We start from the raw sequence: 22,395 nt of genomic DNA, 5'->3' as shown, positions 1-22,395 counted from the left end.
AACCCTTCTGTGGACAAATTGTCGGCAGAAGGGTTCTTGTTTATTTTATAGAGATACAGGCATAAAATATTACTCCTGTGAAGGCATGTCTTCACTGAGTTTCAGCAGTGCTTCAGCAAGATTGGAGTCCAGGATCAGCACATCCACCAGCCCGCCCTTTAAAGCGCTTAACACAGCATTTGCTTTGGAAACACCTGATACAAGGGAAATCTTGCGGTCGATTTTTTTGAACTGCTCTATGCTGATTGATATCATGCGTTCTTTAAGTGTAGTATTACATTCCTGTCCGTCATGGTCAAAGAAGCGAAGGGCAATATCACCGGAAACATTTTCCTGTTTCAGTTTCTCCAGATCCTCGGTGGGCATAAACTCCGGAGATGCAAGAACGGATTCTTCTGTTGGATAGAAACTTCCGATACCGCTTACAGAAATTGTAACGTGGTCAAACATCTTGAACACCCGCTGATTATTTTTTTCTTCCTTCATGATTCGGGAGGCTTCTTTGCTGCTCATAAGAGCATCTGTGAGAAGATAATAGTTTTCTCCGAAGAAAGCCTTTGCCATGCGGGATACCAGAGTTCGCACATCCAGTTCATTTTCACAGCAGGCAATACTGCCATGAAGAGTGACAAACTTCGCATTTACCTTCTGGGAAGGATTGAGGTAATTGATCATATGGTAAACAGTACTGCCCCAGGTGACGCCCAGAATATCACTTTCTTTTAAGCTACGGGGATTTCGTATTCAGGCATATGAAAATGATATACAAATTCTGAAATTGTGTGTAAAATATGGGGTAGAGATTATGCTTGGAAGCGATGCACACAGAGAAGAGGATGTAGGTGATTTTACCAGGACAGAAAAAATTCTTAAGGAAGTAGATTTTCCGGAGGAACTGATCGTGAACCGTTCCCTTTCATATGTGAAAAACCGGCTTCGGGTGTAGAAAGGGAGGTTTTTATGTTTTCAGTACTAATGAGGGCTTTTTCATTTACCCTGATCATTATCATCGGAATTGTAATGAAATCTACAGGCTTTGTGCCGAAGGATGCAGGTGCATCGGTTAAGAAATTCCTGATCTATGTAACACTTCCTGCATCTATTATCACCAATTTCTCTGCAATAGAGGATATGGGATTTAATATGCTGATAATAGCAGTACTTGGAATTCTTCTGAATGTAATTATGATTGCAGTAGGTGCACTGATCACACGCAGAAAATCCAAAGGAGAACAGGCGTTAAATATGCTTTGTCTTCCGGCATTTAACATCGGGGCGTTCTGTCTGCCGTTTGTGCAGAGCTTCCTTCCGGCTATGGGAAGTGTTACTGCCTGTATGTTCGATGTAGGAAACAGTATTATGTGTACCGGAGGTACTTATGCATTCGTTGCAGAGTATACAGCAGCTTCCGGTTCCAAAAAAGGAATGGATCTTAAATCCTTTGCAAAACGTCTGATTACCAGTCCTCCGCTGGTAGCCTATGTAGTTATGTTTATTTTGGCTGTTGCAAATATTGACACACCACCGGTTATTCTTACACTGATCGAGCCAATGGCAAAGGCCAACACATTTGTTGCCATGCTGATGTTAGGTCTTCTGTTCCATATCGAATTCAAGAAAGAATACATGGGTGAGATTTTTAAACTAATCGGAATCCGTCATATCTTTGCTGCAGTCTGTGCTGTAATCTTCTATTTTGTTTTACCGTTTGATCTGGTTATCAGACAGACACTCGTTTTACTGTGCTTCGCTCCTATGAGTGCAGTGGCACCTGCCTACACCGGAATGTGCGGCGGTGATGAAGGAATGGCAAGCTGTGCAAACAGCGTGAGCATTCTGTGCAGCCTTGTAGTGATTACTGCTTTGCTGGCAATTATGGGGCTGTATTAAGTTTTATGGATATGTGAATAAGTGAATAAGTAAAAAAACGGGCAGGATTCTTGAAAGTGGGAATCCTGCCTTTTTTGATTTAGCGGTTGTCTATTTATCTGCCCCATAATATCTGTCATCGCCGAAGCCAAGGATCAGCATGAAGATTGGCTGTAAGAAGATAAGTCCAATGGCGAATCCTGTGCCTCTGCCGAAGGCTCTTGCAAGCTTAATGCTGTACATAATGCTGATGACGACAAGTATGATTTTTATCAGTATGACAAGCATGTAGACCGTTAAGCTTTCGCCTGTTTCCAGAGTTCCCTGCAGATAAGAAGATATGATTCCCAGGATGAAAGTCAGCCAGAAATATGCAGGCTGCCATGCGATTTTATAAGAAATATAATCGCCATATATTGGAATAATACTTTTCCATCCGTCCTCTCCTGCTTTGGTAAAGATTCTCCAGTTGGCAATGATCTGCAGAAGCCACCATGCGAATGCGATCATCAGATACATACCGCCCAAGAGCATCAGACTACTGATAGCTATAAGTCCCATTTTGTGTTCCCCCATTTCTTTCTGTGAGATATGATACATGTATCATTGGTGTAGAAGCGTAGTTGAGAACTATGTTTGTTCTCTTGAAGTGTTTATGCTGAATCCATTAAAGCATATTCTCAGGAGTTCGTCAATTATCAAAGAAGATTGTGAATTTTATAAGTGAGAAAATTGTTGTTGCTTTGGCGTAAAACATATACTGCCAGTGAATGAAAAGCTGATAAGAGAAGGGTATAATGAGTGTAATAAAGGATGAGTGAATTATAACAATCCTCTAAATGAATTACTGAAGATTGTACATAAGTGAGGTGAAAACTATGGCAGCAATACTTATGATCGCTTACATAGCGGCAGCATACTGGGCGACTAATAAGATATGGTGGTCTAAGAAAGTGTATGTTTATTCCAATGCAACATACTTCTACATGACACGTTTTATTATCTGTATGGTTGCAGGATTTGTGACAATACCCATTGCACTGCTGCTGACATTGGTCGGTAAAAACTGAAATAAGAGGGGAAAGTAATATGGAAGCACTGGAAACTCAAGCACAGGCTACACAGGAAAAAGAAAATGCTGTGACAAAGCAGAATATGAAGTATACCATGAGTTCTTCAAGAGGAATTTATTTATCGTGGCTGACGGGAAGGATTTACAGCACAATTCTTGCTGATCACGAAAAGCTGACTATAGATATAAGGCCGGTAAAGAAGAATATGATTCCTGTGATTTATTATGAAGATATTACGGCAATACTTATGAACTACAAAATACCAGGATATTATATATTTTTCATTTGTCTGGCAGTGATTTCCTGTTTTTCCAATCCTGGAATGATTGTATTTGTTTTTCTGTTTATATGGGCAGGCTCAAATTATAAAATAACGATATGTCTGAGAAGCGGAAACAAAGCGGTTGTATATTCCAACAGAAAGAAAATAGCTACAGCATTTGTAGAGGATATTAAAGAAAGAGCAAAGATATAATTAACAGTAAATGCTACAAAAGAAAAGGGGGATAACTATGGCAGCAAAAACAATTATGAAAAGGATCGCAATAGCAGCATTATCAGCGGTTATTTTACAGGGAGTAACACCTCTGGACAGTTTAAATGTATATGCCTCAGAGAATACAGGTGCAAGCTATACAGCACTGGATCTGTATACATATATACAGGATCAATGCAGTACAGAGTATACATTAACGGAGAAGGCGGAAACTTTTCTGGAAGAACATGATGATTTTTTCCCTGCTTCACCAGAACTGGTAATACCGGATGAAATGATAGATGCAGAACTGGATTTTCGCCATATCAACAAAAATCCATCCAGATATGGTGATAAGCTGATGAGAATTTCGGACGCATACGTAATACAGGTTCAGGAAGAGGAAATGGAAGAAGGACATTATCTGACATGGCTAAATCTGATAGATGGAGAAGAACAGCAGTATTCTGTTTATTATAATGGAGAATTGGATGATGTTTTCGAGGATGATACAGTAGAAGTAACCGGTCTGCCGCTTGGTACCAGTTCATTTGAGAATACCGAGGGTGGAGACACGCTTGTTGTTGTATTAGCGGGTTGTAAGGTTAATAATATTAATCAGGCAGAGTAAAGTTTAATAGCCTCTTTTGCCCGTTTTGTGTTATAATTTCTGTATAGCGAATAAATTGCAGATCAAACAGGGAGGAGATCACTATGCGAAAGAAAATGAAACAGATATGCTGTATATTATTATCCTTGATAATGTGTTTTGGTATGTCAATACCAACAATGGCAGCTTCGTCAAAATATAAAGCTGCTGTTGCAAGTTACAGGCAGTTGATCGGGCAGTCTGGAGGAGACTACAAGATTGTAGATCTCGATGGAAACGGAGTGCCGGAACTGGTAGTATATAATAGTTCGAAATGGGCTAACGAAGTATATACATATAATGTAAATACAGGTAAAAAGAAATGTTTAAAAAGTGTTGGCGTAGGAAAAGGTTATAATATGCGGGCACAGTATTCTAAGAAAAAACATCAGGTAGCATTACCTACAGCTAATACAGGTGGAAATTCCTTATATATCTATAAGATTAAAGGACAGAGTGCAACAAAATCATTGGAAGCAGAATATCTTAATGGTCGTTATGGAAGATTTGATCCGGCGTACAGACAAGGATATAAGATTAACGGAAAAAGGGTCAGCTATGCAACATATAAAAAGAAAGTTTCTTCTGCTCTTAAAGGATTTACATCTATAGGATAATCCAGTTATTGTAATTGTAAAAATATTGGATATTGTTCAAAGTTTGGTGAAACTTAGAAAAAAGTCACAAATGATATTGAAATAGATATCTGTATGTAGTATAATCAGATGCAGATAAAAGAAAATTCTTCGGGGTTGTGGTGATCAGCATCAGCTGAGATTCCCTACCGGCGGTTATAGTCCGCGACCCGCTTCGGCGGCTGATCTGGTGGAATTCCAGGACCGACAGTATAGTCTGGATGAGAGAAGAACACGCGATATTTACCATACGTGCTCATTACCCCGGATATATGATCCGGGGTTTTTTTATATGTTGAAGAAAATCTTCATTATATAAAAAGCTTGTGGAATTTTCTTTTAAACAAAGAATAATTTCAAAGGAGAGAAACAGTATGAGTGAACAGGTATTAAAAAATGGAAATGTGATGGCAAGAAGTAAGACGAGGACTATCACACAGATAGCCATGCTTGGCGCTATCGCAGGAATTTTAATGAATCTGGAGTTTCCGCTTCCTTTCCTGGCACCGAGTTTTTATCAGCTGGACTTTTCAGAAATCCCGGTACTGGTTGGCTCATTTGCAATGGGACCGATCGCAGGTGTACTGATTGAGCTGGTAAAGATTCTTGTGCATCTGGTAACAAAGGGATCTATGACAGCAGGTGTAGGCGATGTGGCAAACTTCATCTTTGGATGTACATTTGCAGTTCCGGCAGGTCTGATCTACCGTTACAAATCTGTTAAGAGCAGAAAACATGCAGTGATCGGAATGGCAACTGGAACCGTACTTACAGCAGTAGTTGCATGCTTTATCAATGCATTCGTGTTGCTTCCGGCATACGGAAAGGCTTTTGGAATGCCGGTAGAAGCATTTATCGAAATGGGAAGTGCAGTACACAGCTCTGTAAATAATCTTCTTACATTTGCAGCAATGATTATTTTCCCATTCAACATATTCAAATATGCTCTGACATCCCTGATCGTATTCCTGATCTATAAGAGAATCCGTGTAGTTCTTAAGGGAGATTGATCTTATATTTGACAGATACAGAGGAAACTGACATTCTCAATAAATAAAAAAGAAGAACGGCCGTATGATGAAAAGTCTGCGGCTGTTCTTTTTTTGATGCGCAAAAAATAATTACGGAAATTGTCAGACAGACTTAAAAAAGATAAGATAATATGGTAAGATAAAACAGACGATATAAACATCGGAATGTGAGGTTTATAAAATGAATGATACAGGAATCAGACCGGAAGTTATAGAAGAAATCCGAAACCTTGCGCAAAAATATGATATTGAACAAGTAATTCTTTTTGGTTCAAGAGCAAGAGGGGATTTCAGAAGAACAAGTGATATAGATATTGCAGTCACAGGAGGAGATTTTGCAAGGTTTGCGTTAGATGTGGATGAAGAGACAAGTACTCTTCTGGAGTATGATATTGTAAATCTTGATCGTGACATGCAGGATGAATTAAGAGAATCTATAGAGAAGGAAGGGAGGATTTTGTATGAGAAAATATGAGAATTTCTGCAATTCACTGTCTAACATGAAAGATATTTATAATTATGAAGAACCATATGATAATGTAGTGATTATCGGACTCGTAGGATTGTATGAAATTTGTTTTGAGCAGTCATGGAAAATGATGAAAGAAATACTGGAGATTCATGGATATGCAGAGGGAGCAACAGGTTCACCGAAAATCATTCTGAAGACTGCCTATAAAGCCGGGATGATAAGAGATGAGGAGCAGTGGCTTCGTGCATTGCAGGCAAGAAATAATGTTACACATTCTTACAATCAGAAAATTGCGTTAGGAATTATAGCTGATGCAAAAGAAGAGTTTTATCAGATGTTTTGCGAATTAAAAACAGAGATAGAAGAAAACTGGCTGTGATAATCAACAGAGGGATAGAAAGCGAAAGGAAGTATCCATTATGGGACAGATACACAATATTGAGAAACTGACAGACTGTAAATTTTTGAATTTGTATCATTTAAATGCAACAAGTGTTCACAACACTCCTGTGTCATATTTCGTGGCATCACGTGCAAAGAGTATTAACGAATTAAAGATAAAAACAGGTAAAAACACTCCGGATGGCGTGATCATTTACAGTCTTTATGGGGAAAAGAGAGACAGAGTTGTATTAGTACGTCAGTACAGATACGCAATCGGCGGATATATCTACGAATTCCCGGCAGGTCTGGTAGAACCGAATGAAGAATTTCATGAGGGTGCAGTAAGAGAGATGTACGAGGAAACAGGACTGAAATTCACACCTCTGAAAGTAGATCCTGCATATGAAAAACCATATTTCACAACGGTTGGTATGACAGATGAATCCTGCGCGACTGTTTACGGTTACGCAGAAGGCGAGATCAGTAAAGCGGCACAGGAGGATTCCGAGGAAATTGAAGTTGTACTTGCTGACAGAGAAGAAGTAAAGAGGATTCTGCGTGAAGAAAATGTAGCAATCATGTGTGCATATCAGCTTATGCATTTTCTTCAGGATGAAGAACCTTTTGCATTTTTGAAGGAAGAACTTTAACCAAATCAGGCAAGAAGCGAAGCGGATGATTTTATCTGCTTGATTAAGGAGAATTAAGGGAGGATTAAAATAATGGCAAAATGGCAGAGAAGCTTTTTTCAGCCGGTGCTTCCGCTGGGAGAAGATGGACGGAGAGTTACAGGAAGTAAAGAACACATTGCACTTTCCAGAATGGCAGCAGGAGAGGGAATGGTCCTTCTGAAAAATGAGAAAAATACACTTCCGATTCGGAGAGGGACGAAAGTCGCACTCTTTGGTAAGGGTACTGTAGACTACGTAAAAGGCGGCGGAGGAAGTGGCGATGTAACTGTAGAATATATCCGTAATCTTTATGAGAGCATGAAGATTAAAGAGGATGAGGGAAAAGTAGAAGTTTTCGATAAACTTGCGAAATATTATGAAAAAGATATTCAGAAACAATACGCAGATGGTGCAGTACCAGGTATGACAGTTGAGCCGGAACTTCCGGATGAACTTCTGAATGAAGCGCGAGAATATACAGATACTGCAGTAATTACCATTTGCCGTTTTTCAGGCGAAGGATGGGACAGAAAATGTGAAGCAGCACAGGATGGATACGTTCTTGACGGAGAGGAAAAAAGAAACTCTGAGTTGTCAGCGAAGATTTTTGAAAACGGTGATTTCTGCCTGACAAATGCAGAGAATGCCATGGTAGAGAAAGTAAAGAAAGCATTCCCACATGTAATCGTAGTGATGAATGTTGGCGGTATCGTGGACACGAAATGGTTCAGAGACTGTGATGAGATCCAGTCAGTACTGATGGCATGGCAGGGGGGAATGGAAGGTGGTCTTGCAACAGCAGATATACTCTGTGGTGATGTTAATCCATCCGGTAAATTATCCGATACTTATGCAAAAGATCTGGAAGATTATCCATCCACAGCAAACTTCCATGAGTCTGCATTCTATGTAGATTATACAGAAGATATTTATGTAGGATACCGTTACTTTGAGACAATTCCGGGTGCAGCGGAGAGAGTAAATTATCCGTTTGGATTTGGACTTTCCTACACAGATTTCGACTGGAAGATGACTGGTGCTTCCGAAGAAAACGGTGTGATCACGGTTCTTACTGAAGTAACTAATACAGGAAAAACAGCAGGAAAAGAAGTTATCCAGCTCTATTACGGAGCACCACAGGGGAAACTTGGAAAGCCTGCGAAAGTACTGGGGGCATTCAAAAAGACCAGTCTTCTTCAGCCGGGTGAACGTCAGATTCTTACCCTGAAAATTCCTGTGAATCAGATGGCATCCTACGATGATCTGGGTAAAGTATGCAGATCAGCCTATGTTCTGGAGGCAGGAGAATATGCGATCTATATCGGTACAAATGTAAGAGATGCAGCGAAGATCGACTTTACATATGTAGTAAAAGAAGACACAGTAACTGAGCAGTTAAGCCGGAAAGCAGCGCCATATCATCTTCAGAAACGTATGCTTGCGGACGGTTCCTATGAGGAACTTCCACAGCGTGAATATGTGGAAGAAGAAGGACTTCCGAGACAGGATAAATATGCCATCGGTCTTCCATGCCCTGATACAAGAGGACAAAAAGGAATAGACTTTCTTGATTTTCTTGATTCCAAGGGAGTTCGCTTCTCTGATGTAGCAGATGGTAAAATGACATTGGATGAGTTTATGGATGTCCTGACATTGGATGACTGTATCAATCTCCTTGGCGGACAGCCAAACACAGGATGTGCCAATACATTTGGAATGGGAAATCTTCCGGAATACGGAGTCCCGAATGTGATGACTGCAGACGGACCAGCCGGACTTCGTATTCTTCCGAAATGCGGAGTGAACACAACTGCCTGGCCATGTGCCACACTTCTTGCCAGCACCTGGGATGAAGAACTGGTAGAGAAAGTTGGTAAAGCAGGAGCAGAAGAAGTAAAAGAAAATAATATCAGTATCTGGCTTACTCCTGCCTGCAACATTCACAGAAGCCCGCTCTGTGGTCGTAACTTTGAGTATTATTCTGAAGATCCGTATCTTGCAGGAAAGACAGGTGCAGCTATGGTAAGAGGCATCCAGTCTCAGCATATCGGAGCAAGTGTGAAGCATTTTGCAGCCAATAATAAGGAGACAAACCGTAAGGATTCTGATTCCAGAGTATCAGAGAGAGCACTCCGTGAGATTTATCTGAAACAGTTTGAGATCATTGTAAAAGAGGCTCATCCATATACAATTATGTCCTCCTATAACCTGATCAACGGCATCCACGCTTCAGAGAACAAAGAACTCCTGACAGGTATTCTCCGGGATGAATGGGGATTCGACGGACTGGTTACAACAGACTGGTGGACTTTCGGAGAGCATTACCGTGAAACAAAGGCAGGAAACGATATCAAGATGGCAGCAGGATATCCGGAACGCATAAAAGAAGCTTACGAAAAAGGTTTTATTACTGAAGAAGAAATCTGTCGCAGCGCAAGAAGAATCCTGAATATGATTCTGAAAATTGACTGATGAGTATCACTAATATTTTATACAGGAGCAAAAAAGATAATGGATGAGCGTAAACGAAGTTTAAGAAAAGAAATAGTCAGGCTGGCATTTCCGATCGCACTTCAGCAGTTCATGACAGCCCTGGTCGGAGCATGTGATGCGATCATGCTGGGAAAGTTAAGTCAGGATGCCATGTCAGCCGTATCACTGGCCACACAGGTTACTTTTGTATTTAATCTGTTTATGTTTGCATTTATGGCAGGCGAGAATATGTTTGTGGCACAATATTATGGAAAGGGGGATTACAAAGGTATTTCCCAGGTGTTCAGCCTTGTGACAAAGATTTGCGGATGTATTGCAGTGGTATTTCTGGCAGGAAGCCTTTTCTTTCCGGAACAGCTCATGAGAATCCTGACAAATGAGGAAACTCTGATCGTTCTGGGAAGTGAGTATTTAAGGGTGATTGGCATTTCCTATGTGTTTTCGGGAATTGCACAGACTTTTCTGGCAATCATGAAGAACTGTGGTGCAGTAAATATGAGTACCCTGATCAATGGGGTTATGGTAATTCTCAATATCGTATTGAATGCTGTTTTCATTTTTGGACTGTCCGGCTTCCCGAAAATGGGAATTAAAGGTGCTGCACTGGCAACCGTACTTGCAACAGTTGTGCAGTTCCTGTGGAGTGTTGGTTATGTATTGTGCAGGATCAGAGCTGTAAAATTCAGTCTCAGAAGCTGTGAAAAAAAGTTATTTGGCCGTTTCTGGCAGAAAGCCGTTCCGTTACTGATCAATAATCTTGCATGGGGAATAGGGTTTTCCATGTATTCTGTGATCATGGGACATCTGGGAACGGATGCCGTTGCCGCCAATGGAATAGCGAATATTTCCAAAAATCTTGTTGTATGCTTCTGCCTCGGACTTGGAAATGCAGGCAGTATCATAGTGGGAAACCGTCTTGGTGCAGACCGCCTGCAGGAAGCAAAGGAGGCAGGCGGAACACTTACCAGAACTGCGATTATTGCAGGAATTGTATCAGGCCTTGTCCTGATCGCCTTGTCCCCATTTATCACAAAAATGGTAGATCTCACCCCGACAGCCCGCGGATATCTGCAAAAAATGCTGCTGATCTGTTCCTATTATATTGCAGGAAAATCAGTAAACTGTATGACAATAGGCGGAATTTTCGCAGCAGGCGGAGACTCCAAATTTGGAATGTTGTGTGATTCCGTAACTTTGTGGTGCATCACCGTTCCTCTGGGATGCATCTGCGCATTTATCCTGAAACTGCCGGTTATGGTTGTCTACTTTGTACTCAATCTGGACGAGATTATTAAACTGCCGGTGGTTTATAAACATTATAAGAAATATAAATGGATTAAGAATCTTACATAATTTTACACGTTTCACAGGCACATATACCGGATATCCGGGACTATGTGCCTGTTTTGTTTTAATGATATTTATGCATCCGTGCATAATAACTGATGCATAAGATCACAGTGGCTCCGCTCCATGCTGCAATCTCTGCAAAGAAAATACCGTCCTGTCCGATGAAATGGGGAAGGATCAGTGCAGCACTGATACGCATGACAAATTCAGCCATACCACTTACCATAGGCATTAAGGTATCTCCCAGCCCCTGAAGTGCAGATCTGTACACGTACAGGAAGTACAAAACCCAAAGCATGGCAGCCATAATAGAAAGGTATTTAAAAGCAATTGCCAGTACCTCCTGCGTCTGCTGCGGTTCACCTGAGATGAAAAGTGAGAGAATATTTTTTCCAAATAAAAACATGGCAGCAGAAATGATCAGTGAGGTAAGCAGGGAAAGCAGCATACTGCTGCGGACGCCTTTCTTGATCCTGTCAAACTTTCCAGCTCCCAGATTCTGACCCACATAGGTAACAATGGCATATCCATAGGAAATAGCTGCCATTTCCAACAGACCATAAAGCTTGTTTGTAGCTGTAAATCCTGCCACAAAAAGGAAACCGTAGCCATTGATCACATACTGGACTACCAGACCGCCCACACCGATGATGATATTCTGGAATACAACAGGAATACCAAGTTTCATCAGGCGGGCATTCATGCCGGAGGCAGGCATAAAATCTGCTCTGGTCAGATGAACGATATCAATTCTGCGTAAAATCAGGAAACAGTAAACAGCGGAGAAGCTCTGTGCGATCACAGTTGCGATTGCTGCTCCTGCCACACCCCATCTGAAGCCTGCCACAAAAAGGATGTCCAGTGAGACATTCAGCACAGATGCGATGATCATTGCGGTCAGCGGTGTTTTACTGTTTCCCATGGCCCTTAGAGCAGAGGCGAACATATTATAGGCTGCTGTGGCGGGGATTCCACAGAAAATGATGCGCAGATATAACAGAGACATTCCGATAATATTGGAAGGTGTATGCAGCCCTGTTAATACCAACGAAGCAAATGACTGGCTGAGAATCAATACTCCGGCTGCGATGAATGCGGTCAGCCGGTAACTGTGAGCCAAAGATTTACGCAGATTTTCAAAATCCTTTGCCCCATAATACTGGGAGAGTTGAATAGAAAATCCCTGAGTGAGTCCTGTGGATATTCCTGTGACAACCCACATCAGAAAGTCAACAGCACCCAGTGCGGCAAGAGCCTCCACACCTGCAATCTGGCCAACGACCATAGTATCCACCATTGTATAAAGCTGCTGACAGATATTCCCCAGCATCAGGGGAATTGCAAAAAGAATGATCAACCGTCCCGGTGAACCGGAGGTCATATCCTGGATCTTGGTTTTCATTAGTATAAAAGTTCCTTTCCTGAGCATATTTGAAAAAGTTTAGAAATGATTATTCGAATATGCCCTGATATTTACATTAATAATTTGTAACTATTCAGTAGTCTGCTATCCCGCGAGGTGTTTTGGCACGTAAGTACCAAAATCCCGAGACATACAAGCCAAAATGCCATCACCGCAGGTGATTTTTAATGCATTTTGGCTCGTAACTGTGAAGGTACTGAACAGTTACGATAATTTTATATCATTAACGTGAAAAATGAAATATAATATTTCATCAGAATGATATAAATTTATCTGTTATGTTACTGTTCACACGCCACTATCCCGCGAGGTGTTTTGGCATGAACATGCCAAAATCCCGAGACATACAGCGCGAATTTATGCGATTAGCATAAATTCTGTGCATCGCGAAGCGTGTTACTGAGAACGGAGTGAACAGTAACTCTGTTATTGTAGATATATTAACTGAATCAGCTGAATAAGTTAAGTCCCCTGCCTCAATTGCAAAAAGCAATATACTCTGCAGAGACAATGGCTATTTACAAATATGACAATAACAGGTATCATTCTTTTATAAATACATTAATAAAAGAAAGTAGAAACAGAATGAGCGGACAGGAAAAGAAATTTGCCACGAAATCAAAAATCGTAAATTATATTATAAATAGAGAATCCACATCAAAAGTGGAAATATCCAAAGAACTGAATCTGAGTATGCCAACAGTTCTGTCTAATGTAAAAGATTTATTGGAAAAAGGTATCATAATAGAAACTGGAGAATATGAATCCACAGGAGGAAGAAAGGCTAAAAGTATTGGAATCAATCCATCCTATCGTTATGCAATGGGAATTGTGATCACTGCAAATCATCTGGGAATGGTGCTGGTAAATCTGAAGTATGAGATTGTGAAATCAGAGCGGATCCGTCTGAAATTTGTATCTGATATGTCATATTGCAGTCAGGTGGCAGATTATGCGGCGAAATTTCTGGATCATATGAATGATGCAGAACAGAAAGAAAAGCTTCTGGGTGTTGGAATCTCTATTCCGGGAATCATTAATCAGGAGCAGAAACTGGTGATAAAATCCCACGCACTGAAACTTGAAAACTATAGTCTCAGTTTCCTGGAACAGGCATTTTCTGTCCCGGTTTATTTTTCAAATGATGCCAATGCGGCAATGATGGCAGAAGATATGAACATCTATCAGAATGCAATTTACCTTTCGTTGAATCAGACTCTTGGCGGTGCATTTTGCATAGGGGGAAATTTGTTTTCCGGAGAAAATCAGAAGGCCGGAGAATTTGGACATATGATACTTGTACCTCAGGGCCGCAAGTGTTATTGTGGAAAATCAGGTTGTGCAGATGCTTATTGCGCTGCAGGCGCACTTGTTGGTGAGTCAAAGGATTCTGTGGAACAGTTTATGCAGCTGCTTCAAAACAATGATGAAAAGGCAGAGAAAAAATGGGAAGAGTATCTTGATTATCTTGCAGTTCTGATTTCAAATCTGCGCATGGCATATGATATGGATATCATTCTTGGAGGTGAAATGGGTGGATATCTCTCAGATTATATGATACCTCTTGGGGAAAAAGTAATGAAGTATAATGGATTTGATCATGATCTGAGATATCTGAAAAACTGTTCTTATAAGAAAGAAGCCTCAGCTGTAGGTGCAGCAAAGCATTTCTTGCAGGATTTTATCGGAAAGATATAGCCGATAGCATTCTTGAATCACTGATGATCTGCTGATATACCATATTAAACAAATATCTGAATATAAAAAATACCCTGATTACAACAAAGAAAGGTTGTGATCAGGGTATTTTGTTATTGTGCGGGAATTCAGCAGATAATTATGAGGAGTGTTATAGTAACATCTGCATAAAAATAAAATCTTTACTTTGTGCAACTGGTAGAAATGAGAAATATTTTTAAATGTTTATTGACAAATTTAGCGATTTGAATAATAATGTAATTACTTTAATAAAATATTTAATAAAAGTTAATAAATAACTAGAGGCTCAAAGTACATTCAACAAATAAGGAGGAAAATATTATGTTACAGCAGGTTATGACAAATCCAGGAGAAATTATTTTCAGAGAGGTTCCCGTACCAGAGATTAAAGACGACCAGGTTTTGGTTAAGATTATGAATATCGGTATCTGTGGTTCTGATATCCATGTATATCACGGAAAACATCCTTTTACAAAATATCCGGTAACCCAGGGACATGAAGTATCAGGAGAAGTGGTAAAAACAGGTGATGCAGTAACAGAATTTCATGTGGGACAGAAAGTAATAATTGAGCCACAGGTATATTGTGGACATTGTTATCCATGCCGTCACGGAAAATATAATCTCTGTGAAGAGCTGAAAGTAATGGGATTCCAGACAACAGGAACTGCATCCGAGTATTTTGCAGTTGATGCATCAAAAGTAACACCGATACCGGAAGATATGTCTTATGAAGAGGGGGCAATGATCGAGCCTCTGGCAGTAGCTGTTCATGGTGTTAAACAGATGGGCGATGTAACGGGAATGAATATTGTGGTGATAGGAGCCGGTCCGATCGGAAATCTGGTAGCGCAGTCTGCAAAAGGGATGGGAGCAGCTAAAGTTATGATCACAGATGTCAGTGATCTCCGTCTGGAAAAAGCAAAAGAGTGTGGAATTGACGTATGTGTCAACACAAGGAATAAAAATTTCGGGGAAGCAATGGTAGAAGCCTTTGGACCGGATAAGGCAGATGTTATCTATGACTGTGCAGGAAATAACATTACAATGGGACAGGCGATCAAATATGCAAGAAAAGGAAGCGTGATTGTGCTGGTTGCAGTTTTTGCAGGAATGGCTGAGATCGATCTGGCAGTTGCAAATGATCATGAGCTTGATATCAAGAGCACAATGATGTACAGACATGATGATTATGTAGATGGAATCAGACTGGTGAATGAAGGAAAAGTGCATTTAAGACCGCTGATCTCTAAGACATTTGCATTTAAAGATTATCTGAAAGCATACCAGTACATTGACGATAACCGTGAGACTACAATGAAAGTGATTATCAATGTGCAGGAAAAATAAAATATCCTGCTGATCATAAGCATTATGTAAGACAAAGATATAATAAAAAAGACTGCTGTAAAGAAGATATGAGTAAACGGAAAGACGGAGGATGGCAGCAGGCAGGAGGAATTATGGAGAGTAAAAACGAAAATGTAAAAGTTCCGTTGATCAGTAAAATCGCATATGGATTTGGCGATGTAGGATGTAATTTCAGCTGGATGTTCGTCAGTAATTTTCTCATGATTTTTTACACAGACGTATTCGGAATCAGTATGGCAGCAGTCTCTGCCCTGATGCTGTTTTCGAGATTTTGGGATGCGATCAATGATCCGATCGTGGGTGGACTGACAGATAAAACCAAAACAAAATGGGGACGTTATCGTCCATGGCTTCTCATTGCAGCTCCGATCACGGCCGTGCTTCTGATTATGACATTCTGGGCACATCCGGACTGGTCGGACAGATCAAAGGTTATTTATATGGTAATTACATACTGTCTGCTGGTACTTGGATATACCTGTGTAAATATCCCGTATGGCACCCTTTGTGGAGCAATGACACAGGATATCGATGAACGTGCAAAGATTAATACATCACGTTCAGTATCTGCAATGGTTGCAATTGGAATTATCAATATCATTACAGTTCCACTGATTGGAAAACTTGGCAGTCAAAGTGCTAAAACCGGATACCTACTGGTAGCAATCATATACGGATGTATTTTTGCAGCCTGTCATTTCTTCTGTTTTGCAAAAACAAAAGAGCAGGTGATTATGCCGGAAAAAGAAAAAATATCCATAAAAGTGCAGTTAAGAGCGGTGATGCAGAACCGCCCATATATTCTGGCATTAATCGGACAGGTGTTATTCGGATTTACACTTTATGGAAGAAATGCAGATGTTTTATACTATTTCACTTATGTAGAGGGAAATGCATCCTACTATACTACATATTCCATGTGCATCATCATTCCATCCATTATCGGTGCTGCATGTTTCCAGCCTGTATTCCGCAAACTGAACAATAAAGGAAGAACTGCATCTATTTTTGCCCTTTTTACCGGAATTTCCATGCTCTGTATGTTCTTCTTCAATGTAAAAGAAACACCGGCAGCGTTCTATACACTTGCAGGAATTACACAGTTCTTTTTCTCTGGATTTAACACTGCAATCTATGCGATCATTCCCGATTGCGTAGAATACGGAGAGTGGAAAACGGGATTAAGAAATGATGGTTTTCAATATGCATTTGTGTCACTGGGAAATAAAATTGGCATGGCAATAGGAACTGCGCTTCTTGCAGCACTTCTTGGAAAATATGGATATGTGGCAAATCAGGTACAGAATCCGGCTGTCCTCAGTATTATGAGACATTCCTTTACTACAATTCCGGGAATTTTATGGATAGTGACAGCAATTGTACTGTTTTTCTACCGTCTGAACAAAAAACGTTACAATGAAATCGTAGAAGACCTGAAAAAAAACAGGATAAAATAAAGAGTGTCGTGAAGTGAATTGCGAATATCAACAGAGTCTCCTTGAGCAGCATTAAAAAATCTGCTTAAGGAGATTTTTATGTCTGGAGTTTTGTGGTTGCATTTTTGTTTTATATGGGTATAATGGTGAGATAAGTCTGCAGATGAAAGAAAGACAATGCTGACAATATAACGAAGGAGCGAAGTATTATGCTGAAAAGATTCACCAGGTATGTAGCCCAGAGTGTTGCCGGAATGATCGGGATTTCCGTTTATGTTCTGGCAGATACTTTCTTTATATCTGTATATTCCGGTGCTGACGGACTGGCAATTCTGAACCTGATTCTGCCGGTTTATGGACTGATCTATGCGATTGGGGCTATGATTGGGATTGGTTCTGCTACCAGGTATGCCATAAGCAGGGCAAAAGGAGAAAATACAGATCATTATTTTGTACAGTCAGTAACCTGGAGTATACTGGCTGCAGTTCCATTTATACTGATTGGAATCTTCATTCCGGACAAAGCATTGGCTTTGCTGGGTGCAGATGCCGGACTGATCGGACTTGGACGAAACTACATGAGAATTATTCTGATTGCAACACCATTCTTCATGTCAAATTATACATTTACTGCATTTGCAAGAAACGATGGAGCGCCTTCTATTGCAATGATCGGTTCCATCAGTGGAAGTATCTTTAACATTATATTTGATTATATATTCATGTTTCCTGTCGGTCTGGGATTTTCCGGAGCAGGACTTGCTACTGCAATCTGTCCGATCGTAACAATGAGCGTCTGTGCCACACACTACAGGAGCAGCAGAAACCATGTAGAATTCCATTGGAAAAAACCGTCATTCAGACACCTGATTTCCTGCTGTCAGCTAGGAGTTTCCGCATTTGTCGGTGAACTGTCTTCCGGTGTGATCGCCATTGTATTTAACTTCCTGATCCTGGGAATTGCAGGAAATGTAGGTGTAGCAGCATATGGAGTTGTGGCAAATCTTTCTATCGTGGCATTTGCAATTTTCAACGGTCTGGCCCAGGGAGCACAGCCTCTGATCAGTGAAAGCTACGGAAAAGGTCAGCCCACTCAGGTAAAAAAACTTCTGAAATGGAGCCTGCTTGTATGTCTTGCAGTAGAAGCATTGATCCAATTGATTATCTGGACAGCAACTGACTCGCTGATTGGCATTTTCAACAGTGAAAACAATGTTCAGCTGCTGAATTATGCACATACAGGACTGCGTCTGTATTTCCTTGGATTTATAGTGGCAGGAATCAATGTTGTATTGGTGGCATATTTCTCGGCAGTAGATGAACCGAAAATCGCGATTGTCGGTTCATTCCTGAGAGGAATTGTTGCCATTGTTATCTGCGCAGTTATACTTGCGAAATTATTTGGATTAAATGGAATCTGGATCTCTCTTCTTGCAGCGGAGACAGTTACGTTTCTGACAATTCTGTTTCTGGCATATAAAGACAGAAGAAAAAGAATGGCAGTTGTCTGAACTTATAACAAGTAAAGCAGAGAGCGTGAAATCCTGCGTCAGATATCTTTGCCGTGCGTCAGCACGCCTGCAGATATCTTCATTGTCTTTCACACTGTCTTAAATGCATTATTTACGAGGATTGCTATAGCCTTTTATGGAATTGCTATAATTCAGTAACAATTAATTTGCCGGGATGTGGTCTTGATGGGTTGTGAAAAGAGGTAGAATAAGGTATTATAAAAACCATAAATAAACCAAATCAGGGGGAAAACTAATGCTTAACATTTATCTGGGAGAAATGAAAGAAGCAATTTACCATCCGCCAACTTACTTTGATAATAGATACGAAGATGAATGGATCACAGATCCCTTGTCTGTAAAAATGATAAAAGATGTAGACAAGTCAGATGTGGTCAGTGAACGGCTGATTCAAAGTCCTGTATTAGGGCCTATTTCTGTAAAAGAAATATCAGGAGGAGTAAAAACTTTAATCTTGATGGCGTTTGATGACAGTGGCCGGATATTTAATGCATCTGCTTGTGGAAATAACTGTGCAAAATGGATTCTGGAAATTGGAAAACAAAAAGAACTGATAGTCAATCTGCGTCATATCATGGATTTTGGAGATAACGAATTCGAGATTAAAATTTTAAACAAAGATCAGATCGTTCATAATATGGAAGAATTTATTGATATTGCTGTTGAATATGTATAGGTGAAAGTAATGAAAGGAAAATATAAAGTAATTGTACGTAACAATAAGCTTCATTATGAATTCGAAATAAAACGTAACATTACAATTATTCAAGGGGACAGTGCGACAGGCAAAACAACATTGATCAATATGTTACGACAGGCAGAAAATCTTGGTGAATCCAGTGGAGTGGATGTGCTGTCAAATGTTCCATGCAGAATTCTGGAGGGTGTCAGCTGGAAATTAATCTTGCAGAACACAGCGGGGACAATATTTTTTATAGACGAAGAAAATGCATTTATTAATACGGAAGAATTTGCATCGGAAGTACGTGGCTCAGACAATTATTTTGTATTGATTACCAGAGAAAATCTTTATAATCTTCCATATAGTGTCGAGGAAATATATGGACTATATGCATCTGGGAGATATCAGAATACAAAGAAAATATATCAACAAATGTATAGGATATATTCAGATATCCAGGAATTTCCCATAAAACCTGAGTTGTTTATTGTAGAAGATTCCAATTCCGGATATGAGTTTTTCAAAGCTATTTCGGATGAAAAGAATCTTGAGTGTGAAAGTGCAGGTGGGAAGTCGAATATTTTTTCAAAGATAAAAAATGTGAAAAACAGGGAAGTATGTGTGATTGCCGATGGAGCAGCAATCGGACCTGAGATGAATGGTTTATATGAAATTTCACATAAGAAGAAAAATATTCATTTATATTTACCGGAATCATTTGAATGGATTGTATTAAAATCAGGTTTGATTGATGACAGAGAAATTCGTAAGATATTAGAAACTCCAGAGTTATTTATTGATAGCAAAAAATATTTCAGCTGGGAAAGATTTTTTACAAACTTACTTATAGAAAAAACAAAAAATTCTTATTTGCAGTATAGAAAATCTGCTATAAATAAAACATATTTACATTCTAAAAATAAAGAAAAAATACTGAATTGTATAGAAGCTATTCAGTGGTGAAGGATATTCGGTTTGGAGGTTTTATTATGTGGAATGAAATAAAAGATTTCGCTGCGCCGGAACTGGATGTATATGCCAGAACATCTGAAGTGCAGCTTTTACGATACTATGAACCGGAACCGGGAATTTTCATTGCGGAGAGTCCGAAGGTGATTGAACGTGCCCTGAATGCAGGATATCAGCCAATTTCTTTTCTGGTGGAGTATAAAGATCTGGAAGGAGAAGCAAGGGAAATTCTGAAACAATATCCGGATGTGCCGGTTTATACTGCGGAATATGAAATTCTGGTCAAACTGACCGGATTTGCTCTTACTCGAGGAATGCTCTGCGCAATGCGCAGAAATCCACTGCCATCTGTAGAGGAAATCTGCAGAAACGTCAACCGCATAGCAGTTCTTGAAAATGTTGTAAATCCTACAAATATCGGAGCTATTTTTCGCTCAGCGGCAGCTCTCCATATGGATGCAGTACTTCTGACCGGCGGATGCAGTGATCCGCTTTACCGACGTGCAGCCAGAGTCAGCATGGGAACCGTATTCCAGATTCCCTGGACATATTTTGATAAAAAAACTGTATGGCCACAGGATGGAATGAAGATTCTGCAAAATCTGGGATTCAAAACAGCGGCAATGGCTCTGCGTGACGATTCTGTAGGAATTGATGACAAAGCACTCCGGTCAGAAGAAAAACTGGCAGTCATTCTCGGAACGGAAGGTGACGGCCTTGCATCACAGACCATTGCAGATTGCGATTATACAGTAAAGATACCAATGTCCCACGGAGTAGATTCATTGAATGTGGCAGCAGCAAGTGCAGTGGCATTCTGGGAGCTGGGACACAGATAAGATATAACTCAGGAGGAAATGAAAAAATGTCTTCGGCAATGATCACAGTGCAGTAAAGCTCACAATCCCGGAACCGGAACAGGTATCAGAGGCAAACGGATGGGTGGATGTGTGTAAAGAAAAAGAAAACGGATCGTTCATGGTATGATATGGAAAATGGAGGAAAGAATGGATATTGTAATCAGAGAATATCAGACAGAAGACGTAACAGCAGCCATTACAATATGGAATCAGGTAGTAGAGGATGGTGTAGCATTTCCGCAGGAAGAGAACCTGACAGAAGAAACAGGAGATGCTTTTTTCAAAGAACAGACCTATACAGGAATCGCAGTAAACACTGACAACAAAGAAATTGTCGGTCTCTACATTCTACACCCGAACAATGTAGGAAGATGCGGCCATATCTGTAATGCCAGCTATGCAGTAAGAAGAGAAGTCCGTGGTGAACACATTGGCGAGAAACTGGTTCTTGACTGCCTTGCACAGGCGAAGGAAAAAGGCTTTCGTGTTATGCAGTTCAATGCAGTGGTTGCAAATAACACCCATGCATTACATTTATATGAAAGAATCGGTTTTAACAGACTTGGCGTAATTCCCCAGGGATTCAGAATGCCGGATGGACATTATGAAGATATTATTCCGCATTATTATGTGCTGTAGAACATAAAAGATTTTACTGCACCGGAACTTTTATAGTTACGGTAAATTAAAATATCTGTCAGGAAAGCAGGTGTGTGAAATGGGTGTGTATTTAAATCCCGGCAATCGCAGTATGCTCCTTAACAGCATTTATTCCAAAGGATATTGTGATCACAGTTCTTGCAGTCCTGATCGCAATTCCCATCAGAAAAGGAATCAACAATGCAGGAAATATTACGCATGCTATTCCGGCCACGATGAACTGGAAGACCATTCATTTGTTGCAACAACACCGGAAGAAGTTTATCCTGTTTTATGCGGAAACTGCGGCAGGAAACTTACACTTCAGGAATACAAAAAAGGCAGCTGCCCTTACTGCCATGCAGGATTTAATCCAAAATGCAGTTTACATGAGAATATTTATTTCTGTTGCACTATGTAACGTGTTTTGAAAAACATTTCCGCAATCTGCACGCCCCACTTTGCAGTATATTTTGCAGAAAGCTTTTTCAAACACACTCTAATGTAGAGAATACAAAATAACAAAAAATTTTGTATTCTCTTTTTAGTACCATAAAAGTGTAGTTGTTGGAGAGTAATTAACTCTGACAGCTGCACTTATTTTATTATAATATAGGGGAGTAATTGGTCTGACGTAGCTCTATTTGGATCATTGCATCCGT

25 protein-coding genes, 1 pseudogene and 1 riboswitch are annotated in these 22,395 nt (G+C 40.1%); of the genes and pseudogenes, 22 read left to right on the top strand and 4 right to left on the bottom strand.

Features of this window, described 5'->3' with window-relative positions:
• Positions 1-69: 69 nt before the first annotated feature.
• Positions 70-744, bottom strand: coding sequence for a sugar-binding transcriptional regulator (locus tag KQI87_RS15800; protein ID WP_216460958.1), 675 nt, complete (start codon positions 742-744; stop codon positions 70-72).
• 61 nt (positions 745-805) lie between these two features.
• Here KQI87_RS15800 and KQI87_RS15795 point away from each other — a divergent pair, with 61 nt between their 5' ends.
• Both KQI87_RS15795 and KQI87_RS15790 read left to right on the top strand, forming a co-directional pair.
• A complete protein-coding gene (locus tag KQI87_RS15795) occupies positions 806-946 on the top strand; it encodes a hypothetical protein (protein WP_156325160.1) in 141 nt (46 codons plus the stop codon).
• Positions 947-960: 14 nt separating this feature from the next.
• Positions 961-1,890 carry an AEC family transporter gene (locus tag KQI87_RS15790; protein ID WP_216460936.1) on the top strand — a complete coding sequence of 310 codons (930 nt, stop codon included), beginning with the start codon at positions 961-963 and terminating at the stop codon, positions 1,888-1,890.
• A 90-nt stretch (positions 1,891-1,980) separates the two neighbouring features.
• On the opposite strand, the gene KQI87_RS15785 is transcribed toward KQI87_RS15790, so the two are convergent.
• Positions 1,981-2,430 (bottom strand): DUF5684 domain-containing protein, encoded by a 450-nt coding sequence (locus tag KQI87_RS15785; RefSeq protein ID WP_216460935.1) that lies wholly within the window; start codon positions 2,428-2,430, stop codon positions 1,981-1,983.
• A gap of 317 nt (positions 2,431-2,747) precedes the next feature.
• Between KQI87_RS15785 and KQI87_RS15780 the strand changes: the two genes are divergently transcribed.
• The 10 genes from KQI87_RS15780 to KQI87_RS15735 all read left to right on the top strand — a co-directional run bounded on the left by KQI87_RS15780 (position 2,748) and on the right by KQI87_RS15735 (position 11,105).
• Complete coding sequence (locus KQI87_RS15780; RefSeq protein WP_055059284.1) at positions 2,748-2,939, top strand: hypothetical protein; 192 nt, start codon at positions 2,748-2,750, stop codon at positions 2,937-2,939.
• A 19-nt stretch (positions 2,940-2,958) separates the two neighbouring features.
• On the top strand, positions 2,959-3,417 hold the full coding sequence (locus KQI87_RS15775; RefSeq protein ID WP_216460934.1) for a hypothetical protein: 459 nt from the start codon (positions 2,959-2,961) through the stop codon (positions 3,415-3,417).
• 37 nt (positions 3,418-3,454) lie between these two features.
• Positions 3,455-4,048 (top strand): hypothetical protein, encoded by a 594-nt coding sequence (locus tag KQI87_RS15770; RefSeq protein WP_216460933.1) that lies wholly within the window; start codon positions 3,455-3,457, stop codon positions 4,046-4,048.
• Positions 4,049-4,131: 83 nt separating this feature from the next.
• Complete coding sequence (locus tag KQI87_RS15765) at positions 4,132-4,683, top strand: hypothetical protein (RefSeq protein WP_216460932.1); 552 nt, start codon at positions 4,132-4,134, stop codon at positions 4,681-4,683.
• Between the two features lie 121 nt (positions 4,684-4,804).
• Positions 4,805-4,938: riboswitch (FMN riboswitch) on the top strand.
• A gap of 137 nt (positions 4,939-5,075) precedes the next feature.
• Entirely contained in the window at positions 5,076-5,711 is a 636-nt protein-coding gene (locus KQI87_RS15760; RefSeq protein ID WP_216460931.1) for an ECF transporter S component, read from the top strand.
• A gap of 202 nt (positions 5,712-5,913) precedes the next feature.
• Positions 5,914-6,207 carry a nucleotidyltransferase family protein gene (locus KQI87_RS15755; RefSeq protein WP_216460930.1) on the top strand — a complete coding sequence of 98 codons (294 nt, stop codon included), beginning with the start codon at positions 5,914-5,916 and terminating at the stop codon, positions 6,205-6,207.
• A complete protein-coding gene (locus KQI87_RS15750; protein WP_216460929.1) occupies positions 6,194-6,583 on the top strand; it encodes an HI0074 family nucleotidyltransferase substrate-binding subunit in 390 nt (129 codons plus the stop codon). Before KQI87_RS15755 ends, KQI87_RS15750 begins: the two co-directional genes overlap by 14 nt.
• Positions 6,584-6,623: 40 nt before the next feature.
• The gene (locus KQI87_RS15745; RefSeq protein ID WP_173701477.1) at positions 6,624-7,238 is read left to right on the top strand and encodes an NUDIX hydrolase; all 615 of its coding nucleotides are present in this window, start codon (positions 6,624-6,626) and stop codon (positions 7,236-7,238) included.
• 72 nt (positions 7,239-7,310) lie between these two features.
• The gene (locus tag KQI87_RS15740) at positions 7,311-9,731 is read left to right on the top strand and encodes a glycoside hydrolase family 3 protein (RefSeq protein WP_216460928.1); all 2,421 of its coding nucleotides are present in this window, start codon (positions 7,311-7,313) and stop codon (positions 9,729-9,731) included.
• A gap of 39 nt (positions 9,732-9,770) precedes the next feature.
• Complete coding sequence (locus KQI87_RS15735) at positions 9,771-11,105, top strand: MATE family efflux transporter (RefSeq protein ID WP_216460927.1); 1,335 nt, start codon at positions 9,771-9,773, stop codon at positions 11,103-11,105.
• A 58-nt stretch (positions 11,106-11,163) separates the two neighbouring features.
• Here KQI87_RS15735 and KQI87_RS15730 read toward each other — a convergent pair whose 3' ends face one another.
• Positions 11,164-12,504 (bottom strand): MATE family efflux transporter, encoded by a 1,341-nt coding sequence (locus KQI87_RS15730; protein WP_216460926.1) that lies wholly within the window; start codon positions 12,502-12,504, stop codon positions 11,164-11,166.
• 606 nt (positions 12,505-13,110) lie between these two features.
• On the opposite strand from KQI87_RS15730, the gene KQI87_RS15725 reads away from it, so the two are divergent.
• The 10 genes and pseudogenes from KQI87_RS15725 to KQI87_RS16725 all read left to right on the top strand — a co-directional run bounded on the left by KQI87_RS15725 (position 13,111) and on the right by KQI87_RS16725 (position 22,154).
• The gene (locus KQI87_RS15725; protein ID WP_216460925.1) at positions 13,111-14,223 is read left to right on the top strand and encodes an ROK family transcriptional regulator; all 1,113 of its coding nucleotides are present in this window, start codon (positions 13,111-13,113) and stop codon (positions 14,221-14,223) included.
• Positions 14,224-14,565: 342 nt separating this feature from the next.
• Complete coding sequence (locus KQI87_RS15720; protein ID WP_216460924.1) at positions 14,566-15,594, top strand: zinc-dependent alcohol dehydrogenase; 1,029 nt, start codon at positions 14,566-14,568, stop codon at positions 15,592-15,594.
• Positions 15,595-15,707: 113 nt separating this feature from the next.
• Entirely contained in the window at positions 15,708-17,072 is a 1,365-nt protein-coding gene (locus KQI87_RS15715) for an MFS transporter (RefSeq protein ID WP_216460957.1), read from the top strand.
• A 188-nt stretch (positions 17,073-17,260) separates the two neighbouring features.
• Positions 17,261-18,562, top strand: coding sequence for an MATE family efflux transporter (locus tag KQI87_RS15710; RefSeq protein ID WP_216460923.1), 1,302 nt, complete (start codon positions 17,261-17,263; stop codon positions 18,560-18,562).
• A gap of 256 nt (positions 18,563-18,818) precedes the next feature.
• Complete coding sequence (locus KQI87_RS15705; protein ID WP_026650114.1) at positions 18,819-19,259, top strand: DUF4869 domain-containing protein; 441 nt, start codon at positions 18,819-18,821, stop codon at positions 19,257-19,259.
• Positions 19,260-19,268: 9 nt separating this feature from the next.
• Positions 19,269-20,228, top strand: a complete 960-nt coding sequence (locus KQI87_RS15700; protein ID WP_216460922.1) for a translation initiation factor 2 — start codon at positions 19,269-19,271, stop codon at positions 20,226-20,228.
• A 26-nt stretch (positions 20,229-20,254) separates the two neighbouring features.
• On the top strand, positions 20,255-21,073 hold the full coding sequence (locus KQI87_RS15695; RefSeq protein ID WP_216460921.1) for a TrmH family RNA methyltransferase: 819 nt from the start codon (positions 20,255-20,257) through the stop codon (positions 21,071-21,073).
• A 34-nt stretch (positions 21,074-21,107) separates the two neighbouring features.
• Positions 21,108-21,221 (top strand): annotated as a pseudogene (locus tag KQI87_RS17415) (YbaK/EbsC family protein); the annotation flags it as partial.
• A gap of 20 nt (positions 21,222-21,241) precedes the next feature.
• A complete protein-coding gene (locus tag KQI87_RS15690; RefSeq protein ID WP_216460920.1) occupies positions 21,242-21,733 on the top strand; it encodes a GNAT family N-acetyltransferase in 492 nt (163 codons plus the stop codon).
• Positions 21,734-21,812: 79 nt separating this feature from the next.
• Positions 21,813-22,154, top strand: coding sequence for a hypothetical protein (locus tag KQI87_RS16725; RefSeq protein ID WP_253292563.1), 342 nt, complete (start codon positions 21,813-21,815; stop codon positions 22,152-22,154).
• On the opposite strand, the gene KQI87_RS17635 is transcribed toward KQI87_RS16725, so the two are convergent.
• A complete protein-coding gene (locus tag KQI87_RS17635) occupies positions 22,133-22,231 on the bottom strand; it encodes a DUF6783 domain-containing protein (protein WP_368208493.1) in 99 nt (32 codons plus the stop codon). The two genes, KQI87_RS16725 and KQI87_RS17635, sit on opposite strands and share 22 nt — an antisense overlap.
• Positions 22,232-22,395: the final 164 nt, after the last annotated feature.

It is taken from the genome of Blautia sp. MSJ-9, from assembly GCF_018919065.1.
Classification (GTDB): Bacteria; Bacillota; Clostridia; order Lachnospirales; family Lachnospiraceae; genus Blautia_A.
Note: the sequence above shows the minus strand (reverse complement) of the source record. Positions and strands in the feature narration are given on the sequence as shown.

What these genes read in the sequence shown, in the direction of transcription:
- KQI87_RS15795 (WP_156325160.1), top strand. Translation starts at nt 806, where the DNA reads ATGCTTGGAAGCGATGCACACAGAGAAGAGGATGTAGGTGATTTTACC.
- KQI87_RS15790 (WP_216460936.1), top strand. Translation starts at nt 961, where the DNA reads ATGTTTTCAGTACTAATGAGGGCTTTTTCATTTACCCTGATCATTATC.
- KQI87_RS15785 (WP_216460935.1), bottom strand. Translation starts at nt 2,430, where the DNA reads ATGGGACTTATAGCTATCAGTAGTCTGATGCTCTTGGGCGGTATGTAT.
- KQI87_RS15780 (WP_055059284.1), top strand. Translation starts at nt 2,748, where the DNA reads ATGGCAGCAATACTTATGATCGCTTACATAGCGGCAGCATACTGGGCG.
- KQI87_RS15775 (WP_216460934.1), top strand. Translation starts at nt 2,959, where the DNA reads ATGGAAGCACTGGAAACTCAAGCACAGGCTACACAGGAAAAAGAAAAT.
- KQI87_RS15770 (WP_216460933.1), top strand. Translation starts at nt 3,455, where the DNA reads ATGGCAGCAAAAACAATTATGAAAAGGATCGCAATAGCAGCATTATCA.
- KQI87_RS15765 (WP_216460932.1), top strand. Translation starts at nt 4,132, where the DNA reads ATGCGAAAGAAAATGAAACAGATATGCTGTATATTATTATCCTTGATA.
- KQI87_RS15760 (WP_216460931.1), top strand. Translation starts at nt 5,076, where the DNA reads ATGAGTGAACAGGTATTAAAAAATGGAAATGTGATGGCAAGAAGTAAG.
- KQI87_RS15755 (WP_216460930.1), top strand. Translation starts at nt 5,914, where the DNA reads ATGAATGATACAGGAATCAGACCGGAAGTTATAGAAGAAATCCGAAAC.
- KQI87_RS15750 (WP_216460929.1), top strand. Translation starts at nt 6,194, where the DNA reads ATGAGAAAATATGAGAATTTCTGCAATTCACTGTCTAACATGAAAGAT.
- KQI87_RS15745 (WP_173701477.1), top strand. Translation starts at nt 6,624, where the DNA reads ATGGGACAGATACACAATATTGAGAAACTGACAGACTGTAAATTTTTG.
- KQI87_RS15740 (WP_216460928.1), top strand. Translation starts at nt 7,311, where the DNA reads ATGGCAAAATGGCAGAGAAGCTTTTTTCAGCCGGTGCTTCCGCTGGGA.
- KQI87_RS15735 (WP_216460927.1), top strand. Translation starts at nt 9,771, where the DNA reads ATGGATGAGCGTAAACGAAGTTTAAGAAAAGAAATAGTCAGGCTGGCA.
- KQI87_RS15730 (WP_216460926.1), bottom strand. Translation starts at nt 12,504, where the DNA reads ATGAAAACCAAGATCCAGGATATGACCTCCGGTTCACCGGGACGGTTG.
- KQI87_RS15725 (WP_216460925.1), top strand. Translation starts at nt 13,111, where the DNA reads ATGAGCGGACAGGAAAAGAAATTTGCCACGAAATCAAAAATCGTAAAT.
- KQI87_RS15720 (WP_216460924.1), top strand. Translation starts at nt 14,566, where the DNA reads ATGTTACAGCAGGTTATGACAAATCCAGGAGAAATTATTTTCAGAGAG.
- KQI87_RS15715 (WP_216460957.1), top strand. Translation starts at nt 15,708, where the DNA reads ATGGAGAGTAAAAACGAAAATGTAAAAGTTCCGTTGATCAGTAAAATC.
- KQI87_RS15710 (WP_216460923.1), top strand. Translation starts at nt 17,261, where the DNA reads ATGCTGAAAAGATTCACCAGGTATGTAGCCCAGAGTGTTGCCGGAATG.
- KQI87_RS15705 (WP_026650114.1), top strand. Translation starts at nt 18,819, where the DNA reads ATGCTTAACATTTATCTGGGAGAAATGAAAGAAGCAATTTACCATCCG.
- KQI87_RS15700 (WP_216460922.1), top strand. Translation starts at nt 19,269, where the DNA reads ATGAAAGGAAAATATAAAGTAATTGTACGTAACAATAAGCTTCATTAT.
- KQI87_RS15695 (WP_216460921.1), top strand. Translation starts at nt 20,255, where the DNA reads ATGTGGAATGAAATAAAAGATTTCGCTGCGCCGGAACTGGATGTATAT.
- KQI87_RS15690 (WP_216460920.1), top strand. Translation starts at nt 21,242, where the DNA reads ATGGATATTGTAATCAGAGAATATCAGACAGAAGACGTAACAGCAGCC.
- KQI87_RS16725 (WP_253292563.1), top strand. Translation starts at nt 21,813, where the DNA reads ATGGGTGTGTATTTAAATCCCGGCAATCGCAGTATGCTCCTTAACAGC.